Annotated in this window: 17 protein-coding genes and 1 rRNA gene; 10 read left to right on the top strand and 8 right to left on the bottom strand. The window is 43.4% G+C overall.

Going from position 1 to position 20,995, the window contains the following annotated elements:
- Nucleotides 1-29 precede the first annotated feature (29 nt).
- From JFY49_RS00215 to JFY49_RS00205, 3 genes are all read left to right on the top strand, one after another.
- Nucleotides 30-653, top strand: a complete 624-nt coding sequence (locus tag JFY49_RS00215; protein ID WP_200223409.1) for a TetR/AcrR family transcriptional regulator — start codon at nucleotides 30-32, stop codon at nucleotides 651-653.
- A gap of 149 nt (nucleotides 654-802) precedes the next feature.
- Nucleotides 803-3,487: a phosphoenolpyruvate carboxylase gene (gene ppc / locus JFY49_RS00210; RefSeq protein ID WP_200223408.1), complete on the top strand. Its 2,685-nt coding sequence runs from the start codon at nucleotides 803-805 to the stop codon at nucleotides 3,485-3,487.
- A 297-nt stretch (nucleotides 3,488-3,784) separates the two neighbouring features.
- Nucleotides 3,785-5,086 carry a solute carrier family 23 protein gene (locus JFY49_RS00205; RefSeq protein ID WP_086196771.1) on the top strand — a complete coding sequence of 434 codons (1,302 nt, stop codon included), beginning with the start codon at nucleotides 3,785-3,787 and terminating at the stop codon, nucleotides 5,084-5,086.
- A 98-nt stretch (nucleotides 5,087-5,184) separates the two neighbouring features.
- Here JFY49_RS00205 and JFY49_RS00200 read toward each other — a convergent pair whose 3' ends face one another.
- On the bottom strand, nucleotides 5,185-5,472 hold the full coding sequence (locus JFY49_RS00200; RefSeq protein ID WP_086196772.1) for a chorismate mutase: 288 nt from the start codon (nucleotides 5,470-5,472) through the stop codon (nucleotides 5,185-5,187).
- On the bottom strand, nucleotides 5,453-6,763 hold the full coding sequence (locus JFY49_RS00195; RefSeq protein WP_086196773.1) for a hypothetical protein: 1,311 nt from the start codon (nucleotides 6,761-6,763) through the stop codon (nucleotides 5,453-5,455). The genes JFY49_RS00200 and JFY49_RS00195 overlap by 20 nt, the downstream gene beginning before the upstream one ends.
- Nucleotides 6,764-6,851: 88 nt before the next feature.
- On the opposite strand from JFY49_RS00195, the gene JFY49_RS00190 reads away from it, so the two are divergent.
- Both JFY49_RS00190 and JFY49_RS17720 read left to right on the top strand, forming a co-directional pair.
- Nucleotides 6,852-7,466, top strand: coding sequence for an IS607 family transposase (locus JFY49_RS00190; protein ID WP_086196774.1), 615 nt, complete (start codon nucleotides 6,852-6,854; stop codon nucleotides 7,464-7,466).
- Nucleotides 7,463-7,669 (top strand): helix-turn-helix domain-containing protein, encoded by a 207-nt coding sequence (locus JFY49_RS17720; RefSeq protein WP_413784588.1) that lies wholly within the window; start codon nucleotides 7,463-7,465, stop codon nucleotides 7,667-7,669. Before JFY49_RS00190 ends, JFY49_RS17720 begins: the two co-directional genes overlap by 4 nt.
- Here JFY49_RS17720 and JFY49_RS00180 read toward each other — a convergent pair.
- Nucleotides 7,666-8,961: an RNA-guided endonuclease InsQ/TnpB family protein gene (locus tag JFY49_RS00180; protein WP_086197621.1), complete on the bottom strand. Its 1,296-nt coding sequence runs from the start codon at nucleotides 8,959-8,961 to the stop codon at nucleotides 7,666-7,668. The two genes, JFY49_RS17720 and JFY49_RS00180, sit on opposite strands and share 4 nt — an antisense overlap.
- Before the next feature lie 59 nt (nucleotides 8,962-9,020).
- On the opposite strand from JFY49_RS00180, the gene JFY49_RS00175 reads away from it, so the two are divergent.
- Entirely contained in the window at nucleotides 9,021-10,136 is a 1,116-nt protein-coding gene (locus JFY49_RS00175) for an RNA-guided endonuclease InsQ/TnpB family protein (protein ID WP_320159619.1), read from the top strand.
- 316 nt (nucleotides 10,137-10,452) lie between these two features.
- Nucleotides 10,453-10,575, top strand: a complete 123-nt coding sequence (locus tag JFY49_RS00170; RefSeq protein ID WP_227609497.1) for a helix-turn-helix domain-containing protein — start codon at nucleotides 10,453-10,455, stop codon at nucleotides 10,573-10,575.
- Nucleotides 10,576-10,713: 138 nt separating this feature from the next.
- On the opposite strand, the gene ilvD (JFY49_RS00165) is transcribed toward JFY49_RS00170, so the two are convergent.
- Nucleotides 10,714-12,399: a dihydroxy-acid dehydratase gene (gene ilvD / locus JFY49_RS00165; protein WP_200223407.1), complete on the bottom strand. Its 1,686-nt coding sequence runs from the start codon at nucleotides 12,397-12,399 to the stop codon at nucleotides 10,714-10,716.
- Between the two features lie 398 nt (nucleotides 12,400-12,797).
- Nucleotides 12,798-14,627, bottom strand: coding sequence for a dihydroxy-acid dehydratase (gene ilvD, locus JFY49_RS00160; RefSeq protein ID WP_086197804.1), 1,830 nt, complete (start codon nucleotides 14,625-14,627; stop codon nucleotides 12,798-12,800).
- Between the two features lie 384 nt (nucleotides 14,628-15,011).
- Between ilvD (JFY49_RS00160) and fmt the strand changes: the two genes are divergently transcribed.
- Together fmt and rsmB are read left to right on the top strand one after the other, a co-directional pair.
- On the top strand, nucleotides 15,012-15,971 hold the full coding sequence (fmt, locus tag JFY49_RS00155; protein WP_200223406.1) for a methionyl-tRNA formyltransferase: 960 nt from the start codon (nucleotides 15,012-15,014) through the stop codon (nucleotides 15,969-15,971).
- Nucleotides 15,971-17,278: a 16S rRNA (cytosine(967)-C(5))-methyltransferase RsmB gene (rsmB, locus tag JFY49_RS00150; protein ID WP_200223405.1), complete on the top strand. Its 1,308-nt coding sequence runs from the start codon at nucleotides 15,971-15,973 to the stop codon at nucleotides 17,276-17,278. Before fmt ends, rsmB begins: the two co-directional genes overlap by 1 nt.
- Nucleotides 17,279-17,499: 221 nt before the next feature.
- On the opposite strand, the gene JFY49_RS00145 is transcribed toward rsmB, so the two are convergent.
- Together JFY49_RS00145 and JFY49_RS00140 are read right to left on the bottom strand one after the other, a co-directional pair.
- Nucleotides 17,500-17,643, bottom strand: a complete 144-nt coding sequence (locus JFY49_RS00145) for a methionine/alanine import family NSS transporter small subunit (RefSeq protein WP_086197760.1) — start codon at nucleotides 17,641-17,643, stop codon at nucleotides 17,500-17,502.
- A gap of 10 nt (nucleotides 17,644-17,653) precedes the next feature.
- Nucleotides 17,654-19,132 carry a sodium-dependent transporter gene (locus JFY49_RS00140; RefSeq protein WP_086197762.1) on the bottom strand — a complete coding sequence of 493 codons (1,479 nt, stop codon included), beginning with the start codon at nucleotides 19,130-19,132 and terminating at the stop codon, nucleotides 17,654-17,656.
- Nucleotides 19,133-19,748: 616 nt separating this feature from the next.
- Here JFY49_RS00140 and JFY49_RS00135 point away from each other — a divergent pair.
- Nucleotides 19,749-20,441, top strand: coding sequence for a TIGR04219 family outer membrane beta-barrel protein (locus JFY49_RS00135; RefSeq protein WP_200223404.1), 693 nt, complete (start codon nucleotides 19,749-19,751; stop codon nucleotides 20,439-20,441).
- A gap of 344 nt (nucleotides 20,442-20,785) precedes the next feature.
- Here the strand turns inward: JFY49_RS00135 and rrf are convergent.
- Nucleotides 20,786-20,900 (bottom strand): 5S ribosomal RNA (rrf, locus tag JFY49_RS00130).
- Nucleotides 20,901-20,995: the final 95 nt, after the last annotated feature.

Here is a 20,995-nt window from a genome sequence, read left to right as displayed (position 1 = left end):
TGACCTTTTTCATTTTTTTGGAAAAAATTGTGCAAATAAATGTGGGTCGCCCCAAAGACTTAGAAAAACGTCAGCGCATTTTAACTGCAGCAAAAAGCTTATTTTTAAGGTGTGGCTACCATGGTTCCAGCATGAACCAGATTGCCCAGGAAGCGGGTGTCACCAAACTGACCGTCTACAATCACTTTCAGGATAAAGCCAATTTATTTGTCTGTGCCATTGTTGCCACATGCGAAGAATTACTCAGTGCTCGCCCCTTAAACCTGCAAGCCGACAGTAATTTTTATCAGGAATTTGTGCATGCCTGTGAGCTGGCCCTCAATATCACCAATTTGCCAGAAGCCATCAAACTGGAACGCTTATTGGTGGAACTGGCGGCGGAACAAAATCCACTGGCACAGACATTTTATAATGCCTGCCATCTGCGTATGAATGCACTGTGGGAAAACTTTTTTCAGCAGGCTATCGAATTGGGCTTTATTCAGCCAGAAGCTTTAAAAAACCTGACCTTACTGATCCTTTCTTTACTGTTGGGCCTGCGCCATCATGAAGTGCTGCTTGGGGTGCGGGAAGTACCCACTGCTGAAGAGAAACAGCAGATTATCTTGAACAGTATTGAGATCTTTATGCTGAAATATCAGAAAAACCCTTAAAATCTGTAATTCCATTTTCCTGACTGCACCAACGGCAACTCAATTGCTAGTTTTAGCAGCAAAAAATTACCGACTTTTGTCTGCCCCCCACTTGGAATGTCATCGAATCGGGGTATATTCAAAGGAGTAGCCTAGGAGAATGAAAAAAAATGATTCAACAAATTGATGCTCCACTGCGTGAGGATGTACGCTTACTTGGGAACTTACTGGGAGAAACCCTCAAGGAACATGCGGGACAAGATTTGTTTAATCAGGTGGAGCAGATTCGTGCCCTGTCCAAAGGTGCACGTGATGGGCAGGTAGAAGCCGAAAAACAGCTTGAACAACTATTCCTGAGTCTGGAAGATGATGAGATTCTTCCACTTACCCGTGCATTCACCCACTTTCTGAATTTTGCCAATATTGCCGAACAGTACAATGTGGTTCGAAGTCGCCGTCAAAGCGAATTCGATGAACATGCCCCCTCTCCCAATCCGCTCGATCATCTGTTCCAGAAATTTAAAGATCACGAAATTTCAGCCGACACGCTATTCAAGCAAATCTGTGAACTGAAAATTGAACTGGTGTTGACTGCACATCCGACTGAAGTCAGCCGTCGTACCTTAATTCAAAAATATGATGATATTAATGACTGCCTGTTTAAGTCTGATCAACAAAAACTGACCCCACGTGAACGCAAAGCCGTACTGCAAGAACTCAAACAACTGATTTGTTCCGCCTGGCAGACCGATGAAATCCGCCAGCACCGGCCAACCCCAGTCGATGAAGCGAAATGGGGCTTTACCACCATTGAACAGACGCTGTGGAATGCCATTCCCAAGTTCATTCGCGAACTGGATGAAATGGTTGAAGATCACTGTGGCCAGCGTTTACCTTTAACCGTTGCACCAGTGCGTTTTGCCTCCTGGATGGGCGGTGACCGTGACGGCAACCCGAATGTCACGCATAACATTACCCAGGAAGTGCTCTGGCTGTCGCGCTGGAAAGCGGCTGATTTATATCTGCGTGATATGGAAGACCTGCGCTGGGAACTGTCGATTCAAAACTGCAGCGATGAACTGATGCAGGCACTGGGCCATAGCCACCCTGAACCCTACCGTGAATATCTGCGGGATACCCGCGAACGCCTCAAAGCCACCCGTCACTGGCTGGCGCAAAAACTGCAAGGGCAAGATGCCGATGATCATCTGGTGATTAAAAGCAAAGATGAATTATTACAGCCTTTATTGCTGTGCTACCGTTCACTGATTGCCTGCAACCTGCCGGAAATTGCCAATGGCAAACTGCTGGACTTTATCCATCGCGTCAACTGCTTTGGCATTGAACTGCTGAAACTGGATATCCGTCAGGAATCCGGTCGTCATCGTCAGGCTATTTCTGCCATTACTGAATATCTGGGTCTGGGCAATTTTGAAACCTGGACCGAACAGGCGCGCCAAAACTTCCTGTTGCAGGAATTACAAAGCAAACGTCCGTTGTTGCCTAAACATCTGAATGAGCCTAAACAAAGCCTGATTGAACATCCGGATGTGCAGGAAGTGTTTGCCACCATGCGCACGCTGGCCGAACAACCGGAAGAAAGTCTGGGTGCGTATATTATTTCCATGGCGGAATATCCAAGTGATGTTTTGGCAGTGTTATTGCTGCAAAAAGAAGCCGGCATCAAGCATCCACTTCGTGTAGTTCCGCTGTTTGAAACCCTGAAAGATCTGGACGGTGCAGCCAGTACCATGAATACCCTGTTTAATATGCATTGGTACAAACAGCATATTCAGGGCAAGCACGAGGTGATGATTGGCTATTCCGACTCAGCCAAAGATGCCGGATTTATGTCTGCCAACTGGGCGCAATACCGTGCGCAGGAAGAACTGACTGCCATTGCAAAAAAACATGCAGTACAACTCACCCTGTTCCATGGCCGTGGCGGTTCCATCAGCCGCGGGGGTGCTCCGACCCAGCAAGCACTGTTTTCACAACCGCCAGGCTCGATTTCCGGTGCTATTCGCGTGACCGAACAAGGGGAAATGATCCGCTTCAAGTTTGGTCTGGAAGGCATTGCCTTACAAAATCTGGAGATTTATACCGCAGCCACTTTAGAGGCAACCTTATTGCCACCACCGGTGCCTAAGGATGAATGGCGTGAACTGATGCATAGCATGACCGATTTGTCGGTACAGGTGTATCGTCAAACCGTGCGTGAAAATCCACATTTTGTAAAATACCTGCGTACGGTTACACCGGAACTAGAATTGCAAATGTTGCCACTCGGTTCACGCCCGGCAAAACGCAAGGTCAGTGGTGGGATTGAATCCTTACGTGCCATTCCCTGGGTCTTTGCATGGACCCAAATCCGTCTGATGCTTCCAGCCTGGCTGGGCACTGGAGCAGCCATTAACCAGGTGATTCATCAAGGGCAAAAACCACTGCTAGATGAGATGCTGCAACAATGGCCATATTTCCAGACCCTGATTGACATGCTGGAAATGGTATTGTCCAAAGCAGATAGTAATGTCGCCTTATATTACGAATCACATTTGACCGAGGATGAAGATTTAAAAGTCCTGGGCAATGAACTGCGTCAGCGCTTAAAAGATGCGGTACAAACCTTGCTGGCGCTGAAAGGCGAATCCAAACTGCTCAGCAGCAATGAAGTGCTGGATCAGTCTATGCGGGTACGCAAACCGTATTTGTTGCCGCTGCATTTATTGCAGGCCGAACTGATGAAACGCCGCCGTCGCTATTTGGCAGAACGTCAGGCAGAACATACCCCAGTCGATCATGCCTTAATGGTGAGTATTGCCGGGATTGCAGCCGGATTGCGTAATACCGGTTAAATTCTGATTTCCCATAGAAAAAGCACATTCCTGCAATGTGCTTTTTTTAACCTTATGGTCAAAAGTTTCCCATTATTTTTTATAAATAAAACAAAAAATATTTATGAATTTATCAACCCATCTTCATACCTATTAACTATTGATTTAGCGTTATTTTTAATTATTAAATTTTTTATCACATGGTAAAAATATTTGAAAAGTCATGGTATTAGTATAAATAAAATTTTGTTTCAATGATTAAATCTTCCAAAAAAGAAGCGTATGATGTGCACAATTTGTTTTTAGAGTGCTCAAAAAATGTCCAATTGGTTTCCCAAATGGCGCCCGTACGAAGGCAGTATCGATGCACGTCCTGTCGGTACCAATGAATACCTTCCACCTGCACAAAGTGTAGTTTTGGGTGTACAACATGCTTTTGCCATGTTTGGGGCGACTGTACTTGCGCCCTTCCTGATGGGCTTTGATCCTAATCTGGCTATTTTAATGTCAGGCATCTGTACCATCCTGTTTTTCCTGATGACCGGGGGACGTGTGCCGAGTTATCTGGGTTCCAGCTTTGCCTTTATTGGGGTGGTCATTGCAGCAACGGGTTATGCCGCTTCGGGTACGGGTGCACCCAATACCAATCTGGCCCTAGCCGCTGGCGGTATTATGGCCTGCGGTATTCTGTATGCCATTTTTGGTTTTATTGTGATGGCAACCGGAACCAAATGGATTGAAAAACTCATGCCCCCTGTAGTGACCGGTGCTGTGGTCATGATCATCGGCCTGAATTTGGCACCGGTGACTGTTAAAGGCGTAGCAGGGAATAACTTCAATATGTGGATGTCACTGGTCACCGTGATGTGCATGGGTTCTATTGCAGTATTTACCAAAGGCCTGCTGCAACGTCTGCTGTTATTGATCGGTTTATTACTGGCTTACTTAATTTATTATATTGTTTCCAATGTGATGGGACATGGCACACCCATTAATTTTGCTCCAATTCAACAGGCAGACTGGTTTGGTATTCCTACCTTCCACTCACCGGTATTCGATGCCAATGCCATGCTAATTATTGCGCCGATTGCCTTGATTTTAGTGGCTGAAAACCTGGGGCATATCAAAGCAGTGGGTGCCATGACCGGTGAAAACCTTGATCCGCATATTGGTAAAGCCTTTGTTGCCGATGGTCTTGCAACCACTTTATCAGGTGGTGTCGGTGCTCCGGGGATGACGACTTATGGTGAAAATATTGGCGTGATGGCGGTGACTCGTGTCTATTCCACCATCATTTTTGTTTTTGCCGGTATCTTTGCGGTTTTCTTGGGACTTTCACCAAAATTTGGTGCCATTATCCATACCATTCCGACTGCTATCTTAACTGGTGCATCGATTGTGGTCTTCGGTTTAATTACCATTGCCGGGGCAAAAATCTGGATTGAAAACAAGGTTGATTTCTCTAAAAACAAAAACCTGATGGTGGCTGCGGTGACCATTATTTTAGGCACCGGTGACTTTGCCCTGCAATTCGGCAGCTTTAATTTGGGTGGTATTGGTACCGCTACGTTTGCAGCCTTAATTCTGAACTGGTTCTTTAGCCTGGGCGATAAATCTTGACATTCTTCCACCACCTACGCTTTCGCTAGGTGGGGGATTCCTACTGCTAGACGCTTATGCCCAAGCGCAAGTATGTTCTTAGCGAAATTTAAATAAAATTAAGGACGAAATTCTCGCAATTCGCGCTGAATAAAACGTTGGATCATTTGACGATATAAATGTTCCACCAGATCAGGATCGGTTCCCAAATCTAGTGCTTGTGCACGTACTTTCTGAATGACCTGCTCGACCCGTTCCGGAGATTGTACGTCCTGTACAGTACGCTTAAAACGCGTAGCCTGATCGACATAAAACTGACGGGTAGCTATCATCTCAATGAGTGCGGTATCAATTGCATCAATCTGTGCACGGGCCTGTTCTAAAGACTCACATTTCTCTTTCTTCATCTTTGCTATCATCATTTTCACTTTTATATTGGTCTTCTAAAACATTACTAAAAATACTTTCGATCATCCAGACCCGGTACAAACTATTAAACACATAACTTTGACCATCAATGCGCAGTTCGAGCACAGGAAAATCGGGCTGAGACTTCATTTCACAGAGTATGTCATTTTCTTTTAATTTGGCAGCAATATCTTCAGTGCTCAGTTCATTGATCTCTAAATCACGCTTGATCTGGTCAAAATGTGCCCTAAATGACAAGTCTTTGCCTTTGGTCCAGACTGCCTGCAAAATGCTGTACATGGCTTCCACACGCTGCTCTTCAGGCACGCTATAAAACAGTTTCGCTATCTCATAAGTTGCTTGCTGGGTAGGACGGCAAAACGGGGTAAATTTCACTTCGGTACGTTTGGACAAGCGTGTCGCCAGCCCCCAGTCAAACAGGTCCCGTCCATGATAAGACAGCGGGTAAACATTGAGGTGAATATTATAAAAATTGGCCAGCTCTTCTTTAATATAGGCCAACAATAGCCAGGAAATCGGGTCTTCCAGGGCAATATATAAATCCAGTTCCGGATCCAGCGCCTGAATTTCATTCAGTTCCTCAGCATCACTAATCAGGTGTTCACGCCATTCAATATGGTTGATCAGGAAAATCGGATTGCCAGTGAGTAATTTTTGCTGTTTTAAACGGCGGGTCAAACGCAGCAGATCATCCACCGCATGATACTTGCGCTCCCCGAATTCAAAATAGCTGACAAGCACTTCGTTATCGTTAAAAATCCGTTCCGGAAAATTTTGCGCTGGATGATGGCGACTAGCCATGGCATGCAAGGTACGCAATTTGCCATACTGTTTTTGCCACAGCATGTGGAACACATCTTCGAGTAAATACAGGAAATCCTGGCCGCGTAAAGGAGTATTGCGAAGGATGGTTTCTGCTTGAGCAATGGCTTCAAGTGGTGGCTGTTCGGGGGTTTCATGAAAACTAAAACGATGCTGTTTGGACAAAATTTTGGCATCGTTGAGGCAGTAATTTTGCCACTCCATTTCTGACATGTTATTGGGAGGTTCTGCCGTTTCACTGGAAATGATCACCTTTAAGGGTTTGATCTCATCACTCAAGATTTCTTCAAGTTCAGGTAACTGCTGTGCAGCCAGATAGCTATAGACATCATCCAGACGCAAGTGGATGGTTAAACCCTGCTCCGTAGATAATTCCACCTGACGAGTTGGCTTTTGATAAAACCAACTCGATCGAAGTGGATCAAACCAACGGCGTAACAGTGACATGAGATCAGCCTCGAAAAAAAACCTTGTGTGCTACAAGAGTTGTTAAATGTTAATTTAAATCTACTTATTTCTATATTATTATATACAAATGAGTAGATATGTTAGTATTGGTGTTGCAGCTAAAACATTGGGCGTTTCCATTCAAACCCTAAGAAGATGGGATGAGGAAGGCACTTTAGTTGCAGATAGAACCCCTAAAAATCACAGACGTTATGATCTAAGTAAAATAACGCCTGAACTTATCCATGATCTTGCTATTCAAAATAATCGAAAAACGATTGCTTATGCAAGAGTATCAAGTCATGACCAAAAGGCTGATCTTGAGCGACAAAAACAAGTTTTAGAAATGTACTGTGCTAAACAAGGCTGGACATTTGAACTCATCAGCGATCTCGGTTCAGGCATGAATTACCATAAAAAGGGTTTAAAGGCTCTTTTAGATGGGATTATTGATAATCAAATTGGTCGTTTGGTTTTAACACATAAAGATCGCTTACTACGCTTTGGTGCTGAGTTGGTTTTTGCTTTATGTGAAGCAAGAAATGTTGAAATTGTGATTATTAATCAAGGCGAAAATCTGAGTTTTGAAGAAGAACTTGCCCAAGATATACTGGAAATTATCACTGTATTCTCTGCAAGATTGTATGGCAGTCGAAGTAAAAAGAATCAAAAGTTAATACAGGCGGTTAAAGAAGTACTATGAGTCGATTTATACGAGGGCATGTCATTGAGTTGATGCCCACCAACAAGCAAGCAAGTCATTTCGCTCAAGCGTGTGGCGTTGCTCGTTTGTCGTATAATTGGGCGTTAAATGAATGGCAGCGACAATTTGACATACTCCCACCACTTTCGACTAGCTCCTTGCGAAACTCGTTTCTCAGGGATTCTAAAAGCAAAGGCTCTTAGGCGACTTCCTCACGGATTTCGCTTGCTTTCTGCTTCGCAGGGCGACCTTTACTGCGTCTTCCCTCCACAGACAAAACGGTATGTCCTACCGCTAAGATGTTACGAGATGCGTTAATATCCGCATTCGCAACATATCCACACGAAACGCACTCAAATTTAGCTTGAGTGGGTCTATTTTCTTTTGCAATATGACCACATGAACTACAAGTCTGACTTGTATATTTAGGGTCAACTTTAACGAGTAAACCACCTCGCCATTGCTGTTTGTACTCCAACATACCAACAAGCATTGACCAACCTTGATCTAGGATTGATTTGTTTAAGCCTGATTTGGCTTTCACATTCTTTCCTTGATTTTCAGGTGTTCTACTTGCTGACTTCGACATATTGGCTACTTTTAAGTCCTCAACTACGATCATTGCGTGGTTTTTGCTGAGCGTTGTCGTGACTTTGTGCAAGTAGTCATGCCGAATATTGGCAATATGATGATGTAGCTTGTTAATTTTTAAATTAAGTTTTTTCCAATTTTCGCTGAATTTGGTTTTCTTCTTCAACTTTCGTTGAAGCCTAGCTAATTTTAGTTGATTGGCTTTAAAGCTATTGATCGGCTCGAATACCTGACCATCTGATGTTGTAACCAATTTTTTGATGCCAAGATCAACACCAATAGCTGATTTCGATGGGTGAAGTGGCTGTTTGATTTCACGATTAGTACAAAATGAAACATACCAAAGTCCACAAATTTTCTTAATCGTTACACTTGTGATTTTACCAATAATTTCTTGTGATTTTTTAAATCTTATCCAACCTGTTCCTTTAGGCAAAGAAACTCGACCACCAGCAACATCACAATCTGCAAATGGTAGTCTAAAGGATTGCTCACCGTCTGATTTCTTCTTGAATCGTGGCATGAGTGGTCTAAGTTGAACTTCACTACCATCAGTCAATTTAAAGAATTTCGGCTTGCGTGGTTTACGCTTGTTTTCTTTTAGACGAGCATGTTCTTTTGGGTTGTAGTATTTGTTCCATGCCTGAGCAAGATCACGAATTTTTTGTTGTAAGCAAGCTGAATATGTTTGACCAAGAAAAGAAAATTCAGGTTTCTTTTTTAGAGGTACTAAATTCTTTTCAATGGTTTCGTAACGTATATATTCATCTTTGGCGAACATTTCAAACGATTTAGCAAGAATTTGATTCCACACAAAACGAGCAGAACCTATTGCTTGGTTAAGCAATATTTCCTGTTCTTTATTAGGTAGAAGCCTAAATTTATAGTGTTGTGAAATATTCATTAAATCATTGTTTACAAAAGAATTAATATGGGTGAATTATAGCAAAATAAAGCACTGTAATAAAGGCGATATTTGATTTTTTATGGCTATCGCCACTCGCTTATATCCCCCACCTGACTGTCGGTGGGGGTCTTACGCTCGATGAAGATAAAGCCGACAAGGAATATCGAGATCAGTGTAAATACTATGGCGTTGAGGTTGATAAGAATTTACTAAACAAACCAAAAGAAGCAAAACTAAGAAAGCATTTAAATTCTTTTAAATATGAAAAATACCCTTTCATGAAAAAAGTTACTAAATGTTCACCACAGCTTGCTATTAAGCAACTAGGCAATGCTTTTGATCGGTTTTTTAGTGGTCAAAGCAAATACCCTAAGCCAAGAAAAAAAGGCAAAGATGACCGCTTTTCATTATCAAATGATCAATTCAGCGTAGATAATCAATCTATTAAAATCCCCAATTTGGGTTGGGTTAAGATGACGGAGGCTTTACGCTACAAAGGTAAAATCTTGTCAGCCAAAGTGCTTAAGCATGGTGGTAAATGGTTTGTGTCAATTGCTGTTGAGTTGTCTCAAATTGAAAAACTCAAACCCAAAACAGGCTTGTCTATTGGTGTGGATTTAGGGGTTTCTAGTCTTGCCACCCTCTCAAATGGAGAGATCATTCCATCATCAGCACCACTTAAAAGACAAATTGCAAAACTAAGACGACTCAATAAATCTTTTAGTCGAAAGAAAAAAGGTAGTCAAAATCGAGAAAAAGCAAAAACCAAGCTTTCTCGCTTGCACTACAAAATAGCCTGCCTTCGTAAAAATAATCTTCATCAGGTCACAACCGATTTGGTTACACGTTTTGATGTGATCGCTATCGAAGATTTAAATGTTAAAGGCATGGTGAAGAATCGAAAACTCGCAAGAGCCATATCTGATATGGGTTTCTGTGAGTTTAAAAGACAATTGGTTTATAAAGCGAAACAGCACGGTAAATCTGTATTGTCCGTTGGTCGATTCTTCCCAAGTAGTAAAATGTGCTCTTGTTGTGGCGAATTAAATCAATCTCTCACACTTTCAATTCGTGAGTGGAAGTGTTCTATTTGTCACACTGAGCAAAATCGAGATATTAATGCAGCAATTAATATCTTAAACCATGCGGATAAGGATTTAATTGCTGCTTAGGTGGTGATTAAGGCGGTGAGTTACACCGTGACAGCCTATGGAATTGAGGTAATCCCAAGAGCAAATGCTTTTGGTTCTTGATGGCAAAGTAGGAATTAAACATCAAATCGACATAAGTAGGTTTGAGTAGGTTTTAAATAACGGTTTATAACAATTTGTTAGGTAATGATCAATTATCTTAATTGAGCGTAAGACCCCCACCGACAGCCAGGTGGGGAATATAAGCGAGTGGCGTAAGCCATAAAAAATCTAATATTTTTATTGCTTATTTTTAATACAATAGAAACATTTTAATTCTTTTTTAAACAATGCTTTAATGAGGATTTCACAACAATATAAATTCAGGCTTTTGCCTAGCCAAGAACAGGAAATATTGCTTAACCAAGCAATAGGTTCTGCTAGTTTTGTGTGGAATCAAATTCTCGCTAAATCATTTTAAATGTTCGCTAAAGATGAATTTATTCGCTACGAAGCAGAAAGCAAGTGAAATCCGTGAGGAAGTCACCTAAGAGCTTTTGCTTTTAAAATCCCTGAGAAACGAGTTTCGCAAGGAGCTAGTCTAAAGTGGTGGGAATAGTCAAACATCTAAATTTAGATCGGTCACTGCCCCTTTTTCAGCACCTGTGGTCAATTTGGCAAACTTCGCCAAAGCTCCATAGCGATAATTCGGCTCCGGCTTGACCCAAGCCGCTTTACGCTCTGCCAGTTCTACATCGGAAATATGCAGCGTCATTTCACGGGTTTCGGCATTAATGGAAATTTTATCGCCATTTTTAACCAAACCAATCGGCCCGCCTTCATAGGCTTCCGGAGTGACATGACCAATTACAAAGCCATGACTGCCGCCAGAGAAACGGCCATCGGTGAGTAGCGCCACAGATTTTCCTAAGCCCTTACCAATAATGGCCGAGGTCGGTTTCAGCATTTCCGGCATGCCGGGTCCGCCTTTCGGCCCTTCGCCACGAATCACCACCACTTCGCCTTCCTGCACTTCACCATCCAAGATGCCGCGCATGGCGCCAATTTCGCCTTCAAACACACGTGCTGGACCTTCAAAATACAGGCCTTCTTTACCGGTGATTTTTGCGACCGCACCAGTTGGTGACAAGTTACCCTTTAATACCACCAGATGAGAGTCTTTTTTAATCGGGGCATCAAAGGGCAAAATAATCTGCTGACCTTCTGGATAATCTTCTACATCTGCCAGATTTTCAGCCAAGGTTTTACCGGTTACGGTTAGGCAGGAACCATCCAGCATGCCGGCATTCAGCATGCGTTTCATCAGTGGCTGAATCCCACCAATGGCAATCAGTTCCGACATCAGATATTTGCCTGATGGACGCACATCCGCCACTACAGGAATGTCCTTACCAATCCGCACGAAATCATCCAGTGTCAGTTCCACCCCTGCGGTATGCGCCATAGCCAATAAATGTAAGACACCATTGGTTGAACCACCCAGAGCGATCAGCACTTTAATGGCATTTTCAAATGCTGCCTTGGTCATGATGTCACGTGGTTTGATGTCCAGACGTAGCAGATTCATCACCGCTTCACCGGCACGCAGACAGTCAATTTTTTTCTCTTCAGACACTGCTTCCTGCGCAGATGAACCGGGTAAACTCATGCCAAGTGCTTCAATGGCAGATGCCATCGAGTTGGCGGTATACATGCCGCCACAGGATCCTGGTCCCGGCAATGCGACTTCTTCAATCTGCTTGACCTGAATTTCGTTAATTTCGCCTTTGGCATGCTGGCCCACAGCTTCAAACACAGAAATCATGTCGGTATGGCCAGCACCCGGTTTAATGGTTCCACCATAAATAAACAGCCCCGGACGGTTTAAACGCGCCAGCCCCATGATACAACCCGGCATATTTTTGTCACAGCCACCAATCGCAATCACCCCATCGTAAGCCTGACAACCCACCACCGCTTCAATGGAGTCGGCAATAATTTCACGGGACAGCAATGAGTATTTCATCCCTTCGGTACCATTTGAGATCCCATCAGAAATGGTAATGGTATTAAAGATAATGCCCTTGCCATTTGCGGCATTCACGCCTCTTTCCACTTCACGCGCCAAGCCATCGATATGCATATTACACGGCGTGACATTGGCCCAGGTTGAGGCAATGCCAATAAAAGGTCGGCTAAAGTCTGCATCTTTAAAACCGGTCGCGCGCATCATAGAACGTGCCGGCGCATTTTCAATGCCTTCATAGACAGGAGCTGAATGCTCACGGATATTATCTTTACTCATTGGTTTCTTCCTTGGCGATGACTGATTTTCAGCTTCAGTCTTTGGCAAATTATTCTAAGATCATTGTATAGAAGGCATACGATATGTAAAAGTGAAACTCTGTGTATCTCATTCACCCATTTATTGTTTTTCTACCCGAATCAGATCACATGATAAAGCGACATGGATGTCGCTGTTTTCCTGTCTTCCACTGCGTTTAAAAGCAGTGCTTTAAACTTGTTCAGGACGCTGCATCAGGAAAACAAAAGCGTTTTGTTACTTTTGCGCTGTCAAAAGTAAAATATCGTCTACGCAATCCTATTTCAAAATCACAAAATAAAATGCGACCGTGCTATTTTCAATAATCAATAAAAAAGCACTCCATCTGGAGTGCTTTTTTATTAGTAAAAATCTAAAGCTTAGATTTCACGTACCGCACCTTTTGCCGCACTGGTGGTATGCATGGCATACGCTTTTAGTGCTTTAGAAATTTTACGTGGACGCTCTTCCACCGGATGCCAGCCTTTGGCTTCTTGCGCTTCACGGCGAGCTGCCATGGTTGCTTCATCCACAGCCAGGTTGATGGTACGATTTGGAATATCGATTTCGATTAAATCACCATCTTCAACCAGACCAATGGCACCGCCTTCAGCCGCTTCAGGTGAAACGTGACCAATCGACAAACCTGATGAACCACCCGAGAAACGGCCGTCAGTCAGCAAGGCACATTCTTTACCTAAACCTTTCGATTTCAGGTAACTGGTTGGGTACAGCATTTCCTGCATACCCGGACCACCACGTGGACCTTCGTAACGAATCACGACTACGTCACCGGCTTTAATTTCATTACCCAAGATCGCCTCTACCGCAGAATCCTGACTTTCAAATACGCGGGCAGTACCGTTGAATTTCAAAATTGAATCATCAACGCCGGCAGTTTTGACGATACAGCCATCCAGTGCGATGTTGCCGTAAAGCACGGCCAAACCACCGTCTTTCGAGAATGCATGTGCTGCATTGCGAATCACGCCATTTTCACGGTCACCATCTAAACGCGAATAGTAACGGTCTTGTGAGAAAGCAGTTTGTGTTGGTACGCCGCCCGGTGCCGATTTAAAAAATTGGTAAACCTCTTCATTTTCAGTCCGGATGATGTCCCATTTGTCCAAAGCATCTTTCAGGGTTGCTTCGTGGACAGTACCCACAGACGTATTCAGTAAGCCAGCACGATCCAGTTCACCTAGAATGGACATGATACCGCCGGCACGGTGTACATCTTCCATATGCACATCATTTTTTGCAGGAGCAACTTTACACAGTACTGGCACTTTACGAGATAAACGGTCGATATCATCCATGGTGAAATCAACGCCCGCTTCATTTGCAGCTGCCAACAAGTGCAGTACCGTATTGGTTGAACCACCCATTGCAATGTCCAGCGTCATGGCATTTTCATACGATGCTTTGGTTACCATTGAACGTGGTAATACACTGTAATCGTCCTGTTCATAGTGGCGTTTAGCTAATTCAACAATTAACGAGCCTGCACGTTCAAACAGTTTTTTACGGTTGGCGTGGGTTGCTAAAGTTGAACCATTACCTGGAAGAGAAAGACCCAATGCTTCGGTTAAGCAGTTCATTGAGTTGGCAGTGAACATGCCTGAACATGAACCACAGGTTGGGCAGGCAGAACGTTCGTATTCCGCCACTTCTTCATCAGTATAGTTGTCATCTGCCGCAACGATCATCGCATCGATCAGGTCGATGGCTTTGTCGTTGCCGCGGATTTTGACTTTACCCGCTTCCATTGGACCGCCCGACACGAATACCACTGGAATGTTCAGGCGCATCGCTGCCATCAACATCCCCGGGGTGATTTTGTCACAGTTGGAAATACACACCATGGCATCGGCACAGTGCGCGCTGACCATGTATTCCACCGAGTCAGCAATCAGGTCACGTGAAGGCAGTGAATACAGCATGCCGTCATGCCCCATGGCAATCCCGTCATCCACCGCAATGGTGTTGAATTCTTTGGCTACACCACCTGATGCTTCAATTTGACGAGCCACGAGTTGACCAAGGTCTTTTAAATGAACGTGACCTGGAACAAATTGTGTGAATGAGTTGACGACGGCAATAATTGGCTTGCCAAAGTCTTCATCTTTCATCCCAGTTGCGCGCCATAAGCCACGCGCACCCGCCATGTTTCTTCCGTGTGTCGATGTTTTTGAACGATAGTCAGGCATTGTGTTATTCCAACAAAGTTTGTGCTTGAGTTGAATGAGCTCATTCACTCTGGCGAAATCTTACAGATCGAGAGCATGAAATCAGTCGAATTTCCAACCTATCATACACCAAGCCATTGTTTTTCAAGATGGCATTTTCATCTTAGTATAGGGGTAGATGGGTCTATAATTTGAACTTCGTGATTTGACGACAAAAATCTTTAACTGAAATCTACTATACCGCCATCCCCGGCCAGACAATGCAAAACTTTCATGAATAATTTTTAAATTTTGCATAAGTTTTTTTTATAAAAATAGGCTTCTTCGGTCTGTATTCAGACGCAATTTAGGTGAATAAATGCTTTTGCCTTATAATAGACATCACGTTTATTTGGAAGCTTTTGTGTGAAAATCATCTTTGCGGGTACACCAGAATTTGCCGCCACTGCATTGGCTGCACTGCTTAAAACCGAACATGACATTGTTGCGGTCTATACTCAACCGGACCGCAAAGCTGGACGAGGACAAAAACTCACGGCTTCTGCTGTAAAGCAGCTGGCTTTAGCCAATAATATTCCGGTTTACCAGCCGCTTCATTTTAAATCTTCGACTGAAGAAGGCTTGGCCGCACAAGCAGAACTGGCCGCTTTAAATGCCGACGTGATGGTGGTGGCCGCTTATGGCTTGATTCTACCGCAAGTGGTACTCGATACACCTAAATATGGCTGTCTCAACATCCATGGTTCATTGTTGCCACGCTGGCGTGGTGCAGCACCGATTCAGCGTGCCATTGCCACAGGCGATACTGAAACTGGCGTCACCATCATGAAAATGGCGGCGGGTCTGGACACCGGCGACATGATGTTTAAAACCATTTGTCCGATTGAAGCAAGCGACACTTCTGCAACATTGCATGACAAACTGGCTGGACAAGGTGCAAGCGCCATTGCAGCTGTTTTAGCATCGGAAGAAAAATTACAGCACTACCTGGCGACCCGTGAAGTGCAAGATGAAGCATCGACTGTGTATGCTCACAAGCTTTCCAAAGCCGAAGCGGAAATTGACTGGTCTATAGATGCCGCACAGATTGACCGCAATATTCGTGCCTTCAATCCGTGGCCAGTAGCATTTATCGTACTCGATGAGAAAAACAACTTGCGGGTGTGGAATTCCAAGTTATCTCATGCTACTGCGGAAAATACTCAACCGGGTGAAATCATTGCCATTGATAAAGATGGCGTTCATGTGGCCTGTGCAAATAACACGGTCATCACACTGACTGCTTTACAATGGCCGGGCGCTAAACCGCTTAACCCTGTACAAATTTTACAAACCCAAAAACTGACTATTGGACAAATTTTATAATGAAGCAATCTCCCAACGCCTCAGCCAAAAACCTTAATTTACGTGCTCAGGTGGTGAAGACGTTATTGGCTGTCCAAAATGGTCAATCGCTGCAATCTGTGCTGGCGCAGCAAATGAACATCGTGTCAGACAAAGACCGTGCTTTGTTCCATGAATTGGTACTGGGTTGTTTACGTCAATGGCATGCATTGAAACAACTGACTTTACCATTACTCTCTAAACCACTGGATAATCAAGTGGTTGAAACTTGTTTGTACCTTGGTTTATACCAATTGCTGTGCACCCACGTGGCTGCCCATGCGGCCATTTCAGAAACCGTTGAAGCGACCAAACAATTGGGAATGGAAAGCTTAAGTGGCGTAGTGAATGCGATTTTACGTCGTGCCACCCGTGAAACTGAGCAGTTCTATGACGTGCTTGAACAAGCGACGAATTTACCAAGCTGGTTGTCTAAACGTCTGAAAAAAGACTGGGGCGAACAGTTTGCTCAACTTAGCTATGAGCTGAAACAGGTTGCACCACTGACTTTACGCGTTAACACACGCCAGGTCAGCCGTGACGAATATCTCGACATTCTTGAAGATGAAGGCATCGATGCACATCGCTGCGAAATTTCCGAAGTCGGTATTGTCATGGATGAAAGCCTGCATATTCCAAGCCTGCCAGGTTTTGAAGCTGGCGGTTTCTCGGTACAGGATGAACATGCCCAGCTGTGCGCTACTTTATTGCCGAACTTGAATGGCAAAATCGTGATTGATGCCTGCGCGGCACCAGGCGGTAAAACTGCGCACATTTTAGAGAAATATCAGCCGAAAAAACTGATTGCCCTTGATCAGGATGAAAAGCGCTTAAAACGTGTTTCTGAAAACCTGGAGCGTTTGGTTCTCGATGGCAAACATGTCGAAATTGTCAGCGCAGATGCCGTAACCTGGACAGCACCTGAACCAGCTGATTGCATTGTTTTAGATGCACCGTGTTCAGCGATTGGGGTGATGCGCCGTCATCCAGACATCCGTTTACTGCGTCAATCAACTGATATTGCCAAAACAGTCCAACTGCAAAAACAGATTTTGGACAACATGTGGCAGCAACTAAAAGTCGGTGGCACCTTACTTTACATCACCTGCTCGATTTTAAAAGCAGAAAATGAACAGCAAATGGTCGAGTTCTTTGCTACCCATCCAGATGCCAAAGAAATCAAAATTGAAGCCGACTGGGGCATTGAACAAATTCACGGTCGCCAATTGCTGCCACAAGTGGGCCGTGGCGATGGCTTCTTCTATTGCCGTATCCAGAAAATAGCTTAAGCCATATACTTAAAAAAGGAGGGAGCAAAAACCCTCCTTTTTTATTAGGATGCCCTCTCCTGCCAGAAAGATCGGTGCAAATGCGACCCAGACTTGCGGTAGCACAAGGTTGGGCAACAGCATGCTCCATTCAAGACACAAGTATTCAAGAAACAAAAAGCCATTATCATCAATGATAATGGCTTTCTTTTGCAACAGTATGAACTGAAGTATTTACGGATTTAAAGCGTATGCTGGTCTTTCACTTCTTCCAGCACCTCATCCAGTTCTTCCGGATGTTTCATCAAGTGTAGAATAGATAACACCAATCCGCCCCATAAAAACAGCATCGAGATAATCATCATGACAATTGCTGAAGTATTCATGTTTATTCTCCTAGCGATCTTTCATTCTGGCTAAAACAAACGCCACCACAGCACAGAAAATCACACAGCCCCAGCCAAACAGCCACTGCATACTGATACTATAGTCACCATAGCCTTTTAATAACAAGTTATAAATGGTCATGGCCAATGTAATCAATAAAATCAACGAGGTAATGACCGTTAGGGTAAAATCCCAGCCTTTGCCTAAATGCACGGTTGAAATGGCATTAACGTGATTCCGGATCTCAAGCAAAGCTGAACGCTTAAACCAGGCAATGCTGATAATTGAAATTAATGCACCACCAATAATACCGATGTTATTGATGAAATGGTCAATGATATCCACCAGTTTAATCGAATTGACACTGGAGAATAAAACGATAGAAACCAAAGCACTACCGCCACCAACAATAGTAACAGCTTTCTTACGGCCCCATTTCAGCTTGTCCATCATGGCAGAAATTGGAACTTCCAAAATACTGACCATCGATGAAATACCAGCAACAAACAATGAGGTAAAAAACAGGATACCAAATAAATCCGCACCAGCACCCAGGCTGGAAATGATTTTAGGGAAAGCAATAAAGGCCAGCCCGATACCGCCACTCACCACATCCTGTACATTGCTGTTTGAGCTATACGCCATAAAGCCCAGCGCTGAGAAAATCCCAATACCTGCTAAAATTTCAGTTGAAGCATTGGCAAAGCCCACAATTAAACCTGAACCGGTTAAATTGGTTTTCGGCTTCAGATAAGAAGCGTAGGTCACCATGATCCCGAAACCGACAGATAGAGAGAAGAAGGTATGGCCATACGCCGCCAGCCAGACTTTATAGTCCATCATGGCTGCCCAGTTTGGGGTAAAGAAGGCATTCAAGCCTTCCACTGCACCCGGCAAACGCAGGGATTGAATCACTAACAGGGTAAATAAAACAAACAGTAATGGCATGAAAATCTTGTTGGAAAGCTCAACGCCTTTTTTCACCCCACCATATAAAATGATTAAGGTCAGTACCCAAATTCCAGCCAATGGCCAAAAAATATGACTGACAAAACGCGGGTCAAAACCGGTTGCCTCTGAAGTCTGCAAATAGGTTTTAAAGAAGAACCCTTCCGGGTCGCTGCCCCACATTTGACCAATCGAGAAATAAACGTAACTGCCTGCCCAGGTTAAAACACTGGCATAATACAAGCCAATAATGATACAGACACTGACTTGCCACCATCCCAGGGTTTCGCCTCCCCGGAATAATTTACGGTATGCTTTCGGAGGCGAGCCACTGCTACGATGTCCGACTGCATAGTCCAGAAATAACAGCGGTAAACCCGCAGTAATTAAAGCAATCAAATAAGGGATAAGAAACGCACCACCGCCATTTTCATAGGCAACGTATGGAAAGCGCCAAATATTACCTAAACCGACCGCCGATCCGATAGCGGCAATAATAAAGCCGGATCGTGAGGTCCAGTTTTCACGAGAATCTGTCATACAACACCTAAACCTTCGGTATCTTCAGTTGCTGCTTGTTATCGGGTTTATATCGCAAGCAAAAAAAAGTACCATTCAAAAATAATTCTTGTGTCTGATTTAGAGGTCACCTTTTGGGTGCAGTATTCTAAATTGCAAACAGATCAGTAAGGATCAAATTTTGCTTAAAAATGTTGATCAATACCCATCCTTTATATGAACTTAACAATACTCACTTTTATAAAAATTTTCTGTAATTTATTTACCAAACATTTCATTTTTATAATCTGTTGAGTTTGAATGCTCATTTAATCGGCTTATTTTTAATCTCTCTTTATTATTGAATAATAAACTTTTGGGAATACATAAATTACATATAAAAACCTGAAGTTATCTTAAGATGCTTCAATCTACTTATTTATGGTTGTGTGATAATGCTTTAAAAATTAAATGCAGCATGGCTTTTTCAAGTAGTGTGCTAATTATGACCGGTAAATTTCCTGTAATTTGGAGGAATAACAACAATGCAATTTTTTATCATTCCCTATATGATGCGCTGAGTTGAGTCTCTATTAACTCCATTTTAGTCAGAAAAAGATTTTCCAAAAATAACAGTTCACATTACTTCAGGATTCTTATGCAATCATTCAAAATTCTTTGCTTAGCCCTTGGACTGGGCGCATTCAGCTCCACCCAAGCCGATGTTATTGCGGTTAAAGGCAATATTGATTACTGGTACTACAGCACCGATGTAACCCAACCGGCATCTTCGCTTCCACAAGCACAACTTGAAGATGATCATGCGCTGTCATTCTCGGTTGCACTAGAACATCCGGTGCCATTTTTACCCAATGCAAAAATTAAACATAGCCATTTACAGGCTGATAGCGATCAAAGTTTTGAAGGTGTAAAAAGCCATCAGGTCGACCTCACTTATACAGATTTCATTCTCTATTACGAAATACTGGACAATATTGTCGATGCCGATGTCGGCTTTGGAGCCAAGCGTTTAAGTGGAGATATTCTGCAAAACTATACTGACACTTTAGATGTGAGTAGTACGTTACCGATACTATATGCCCAGGCCGGGGTAAACCTGCCCTTTACCGGCTTAAGTGCTCGAGCTGAAGCCAGTTTTGCTGCACTGAATGATGAACAAATTAGCGATGCTCAAGCAGAACTCAAATATAACTTCATCGATAACCTCTTGGTTGACGTAGGTGCCAGAGTTGGGTATCGCATTTTAGACATTCAGCTGGAAGAAAGTTCAAATGCAGAAACCAAACTCAAATTTAAAGGCCCTTATCTGGGCATAGAAGCATATTTTTAAAGCACTACTGTATGCTTTCGCGTACATGGACTGCAGAAAATGAAGGCTAGGCATGCGGCAGCGTTCAAATTATAGTTAACCCATACCGAAACAGGATGTTTCTAAAACAACAAGAATAAAAGTACAAAACAGCAGGATGCTGAGGTAGATCAGGAGTGATATGTTTAACCCATACGAAAAAGTCTCGACAGGATGTCGGAGCTTTTTTATGTCTGCGTAATAACGTTTAAAGAACTATACACGTAATAAAGCATACATCTTTTATTCTTCATTTTTAAATTTCCTTTTTTCCTCACATAAAGAAACACCCCCAGTCGTTTGACTGAGGGTGTTTTCGAATAATGAGCTGGCGATGACTTACTCTCACATGGGTAATCCCACACTACCATCAGCGCTAAGAGGTTTCACTTCTGAGTTCGGGAAGGGATCAGGTGGTTCACTCTTGCTATGGTCGCCAGCACAACTGTTTATGACTTTGCGTTTGGTCTTATTTATATGCCAATGCTTGGTCAAATAGAATTCATTAACAGGTATATCTGAGCTGTCATATTTTG

It is taken from the genome of Acinetobacter sp. CS-2, assembly GCF_016599715.1.
GTDB lineage: Bacteria > Pseudomonadota > Gammaproteobacteria > Pseudomonadales > Moraxellaceae > Acinetobacter.
Note: the sequence above shows the minus strand (reverse complement) of the source record. Positions and strands in the feature narration are given on the sequence as shown.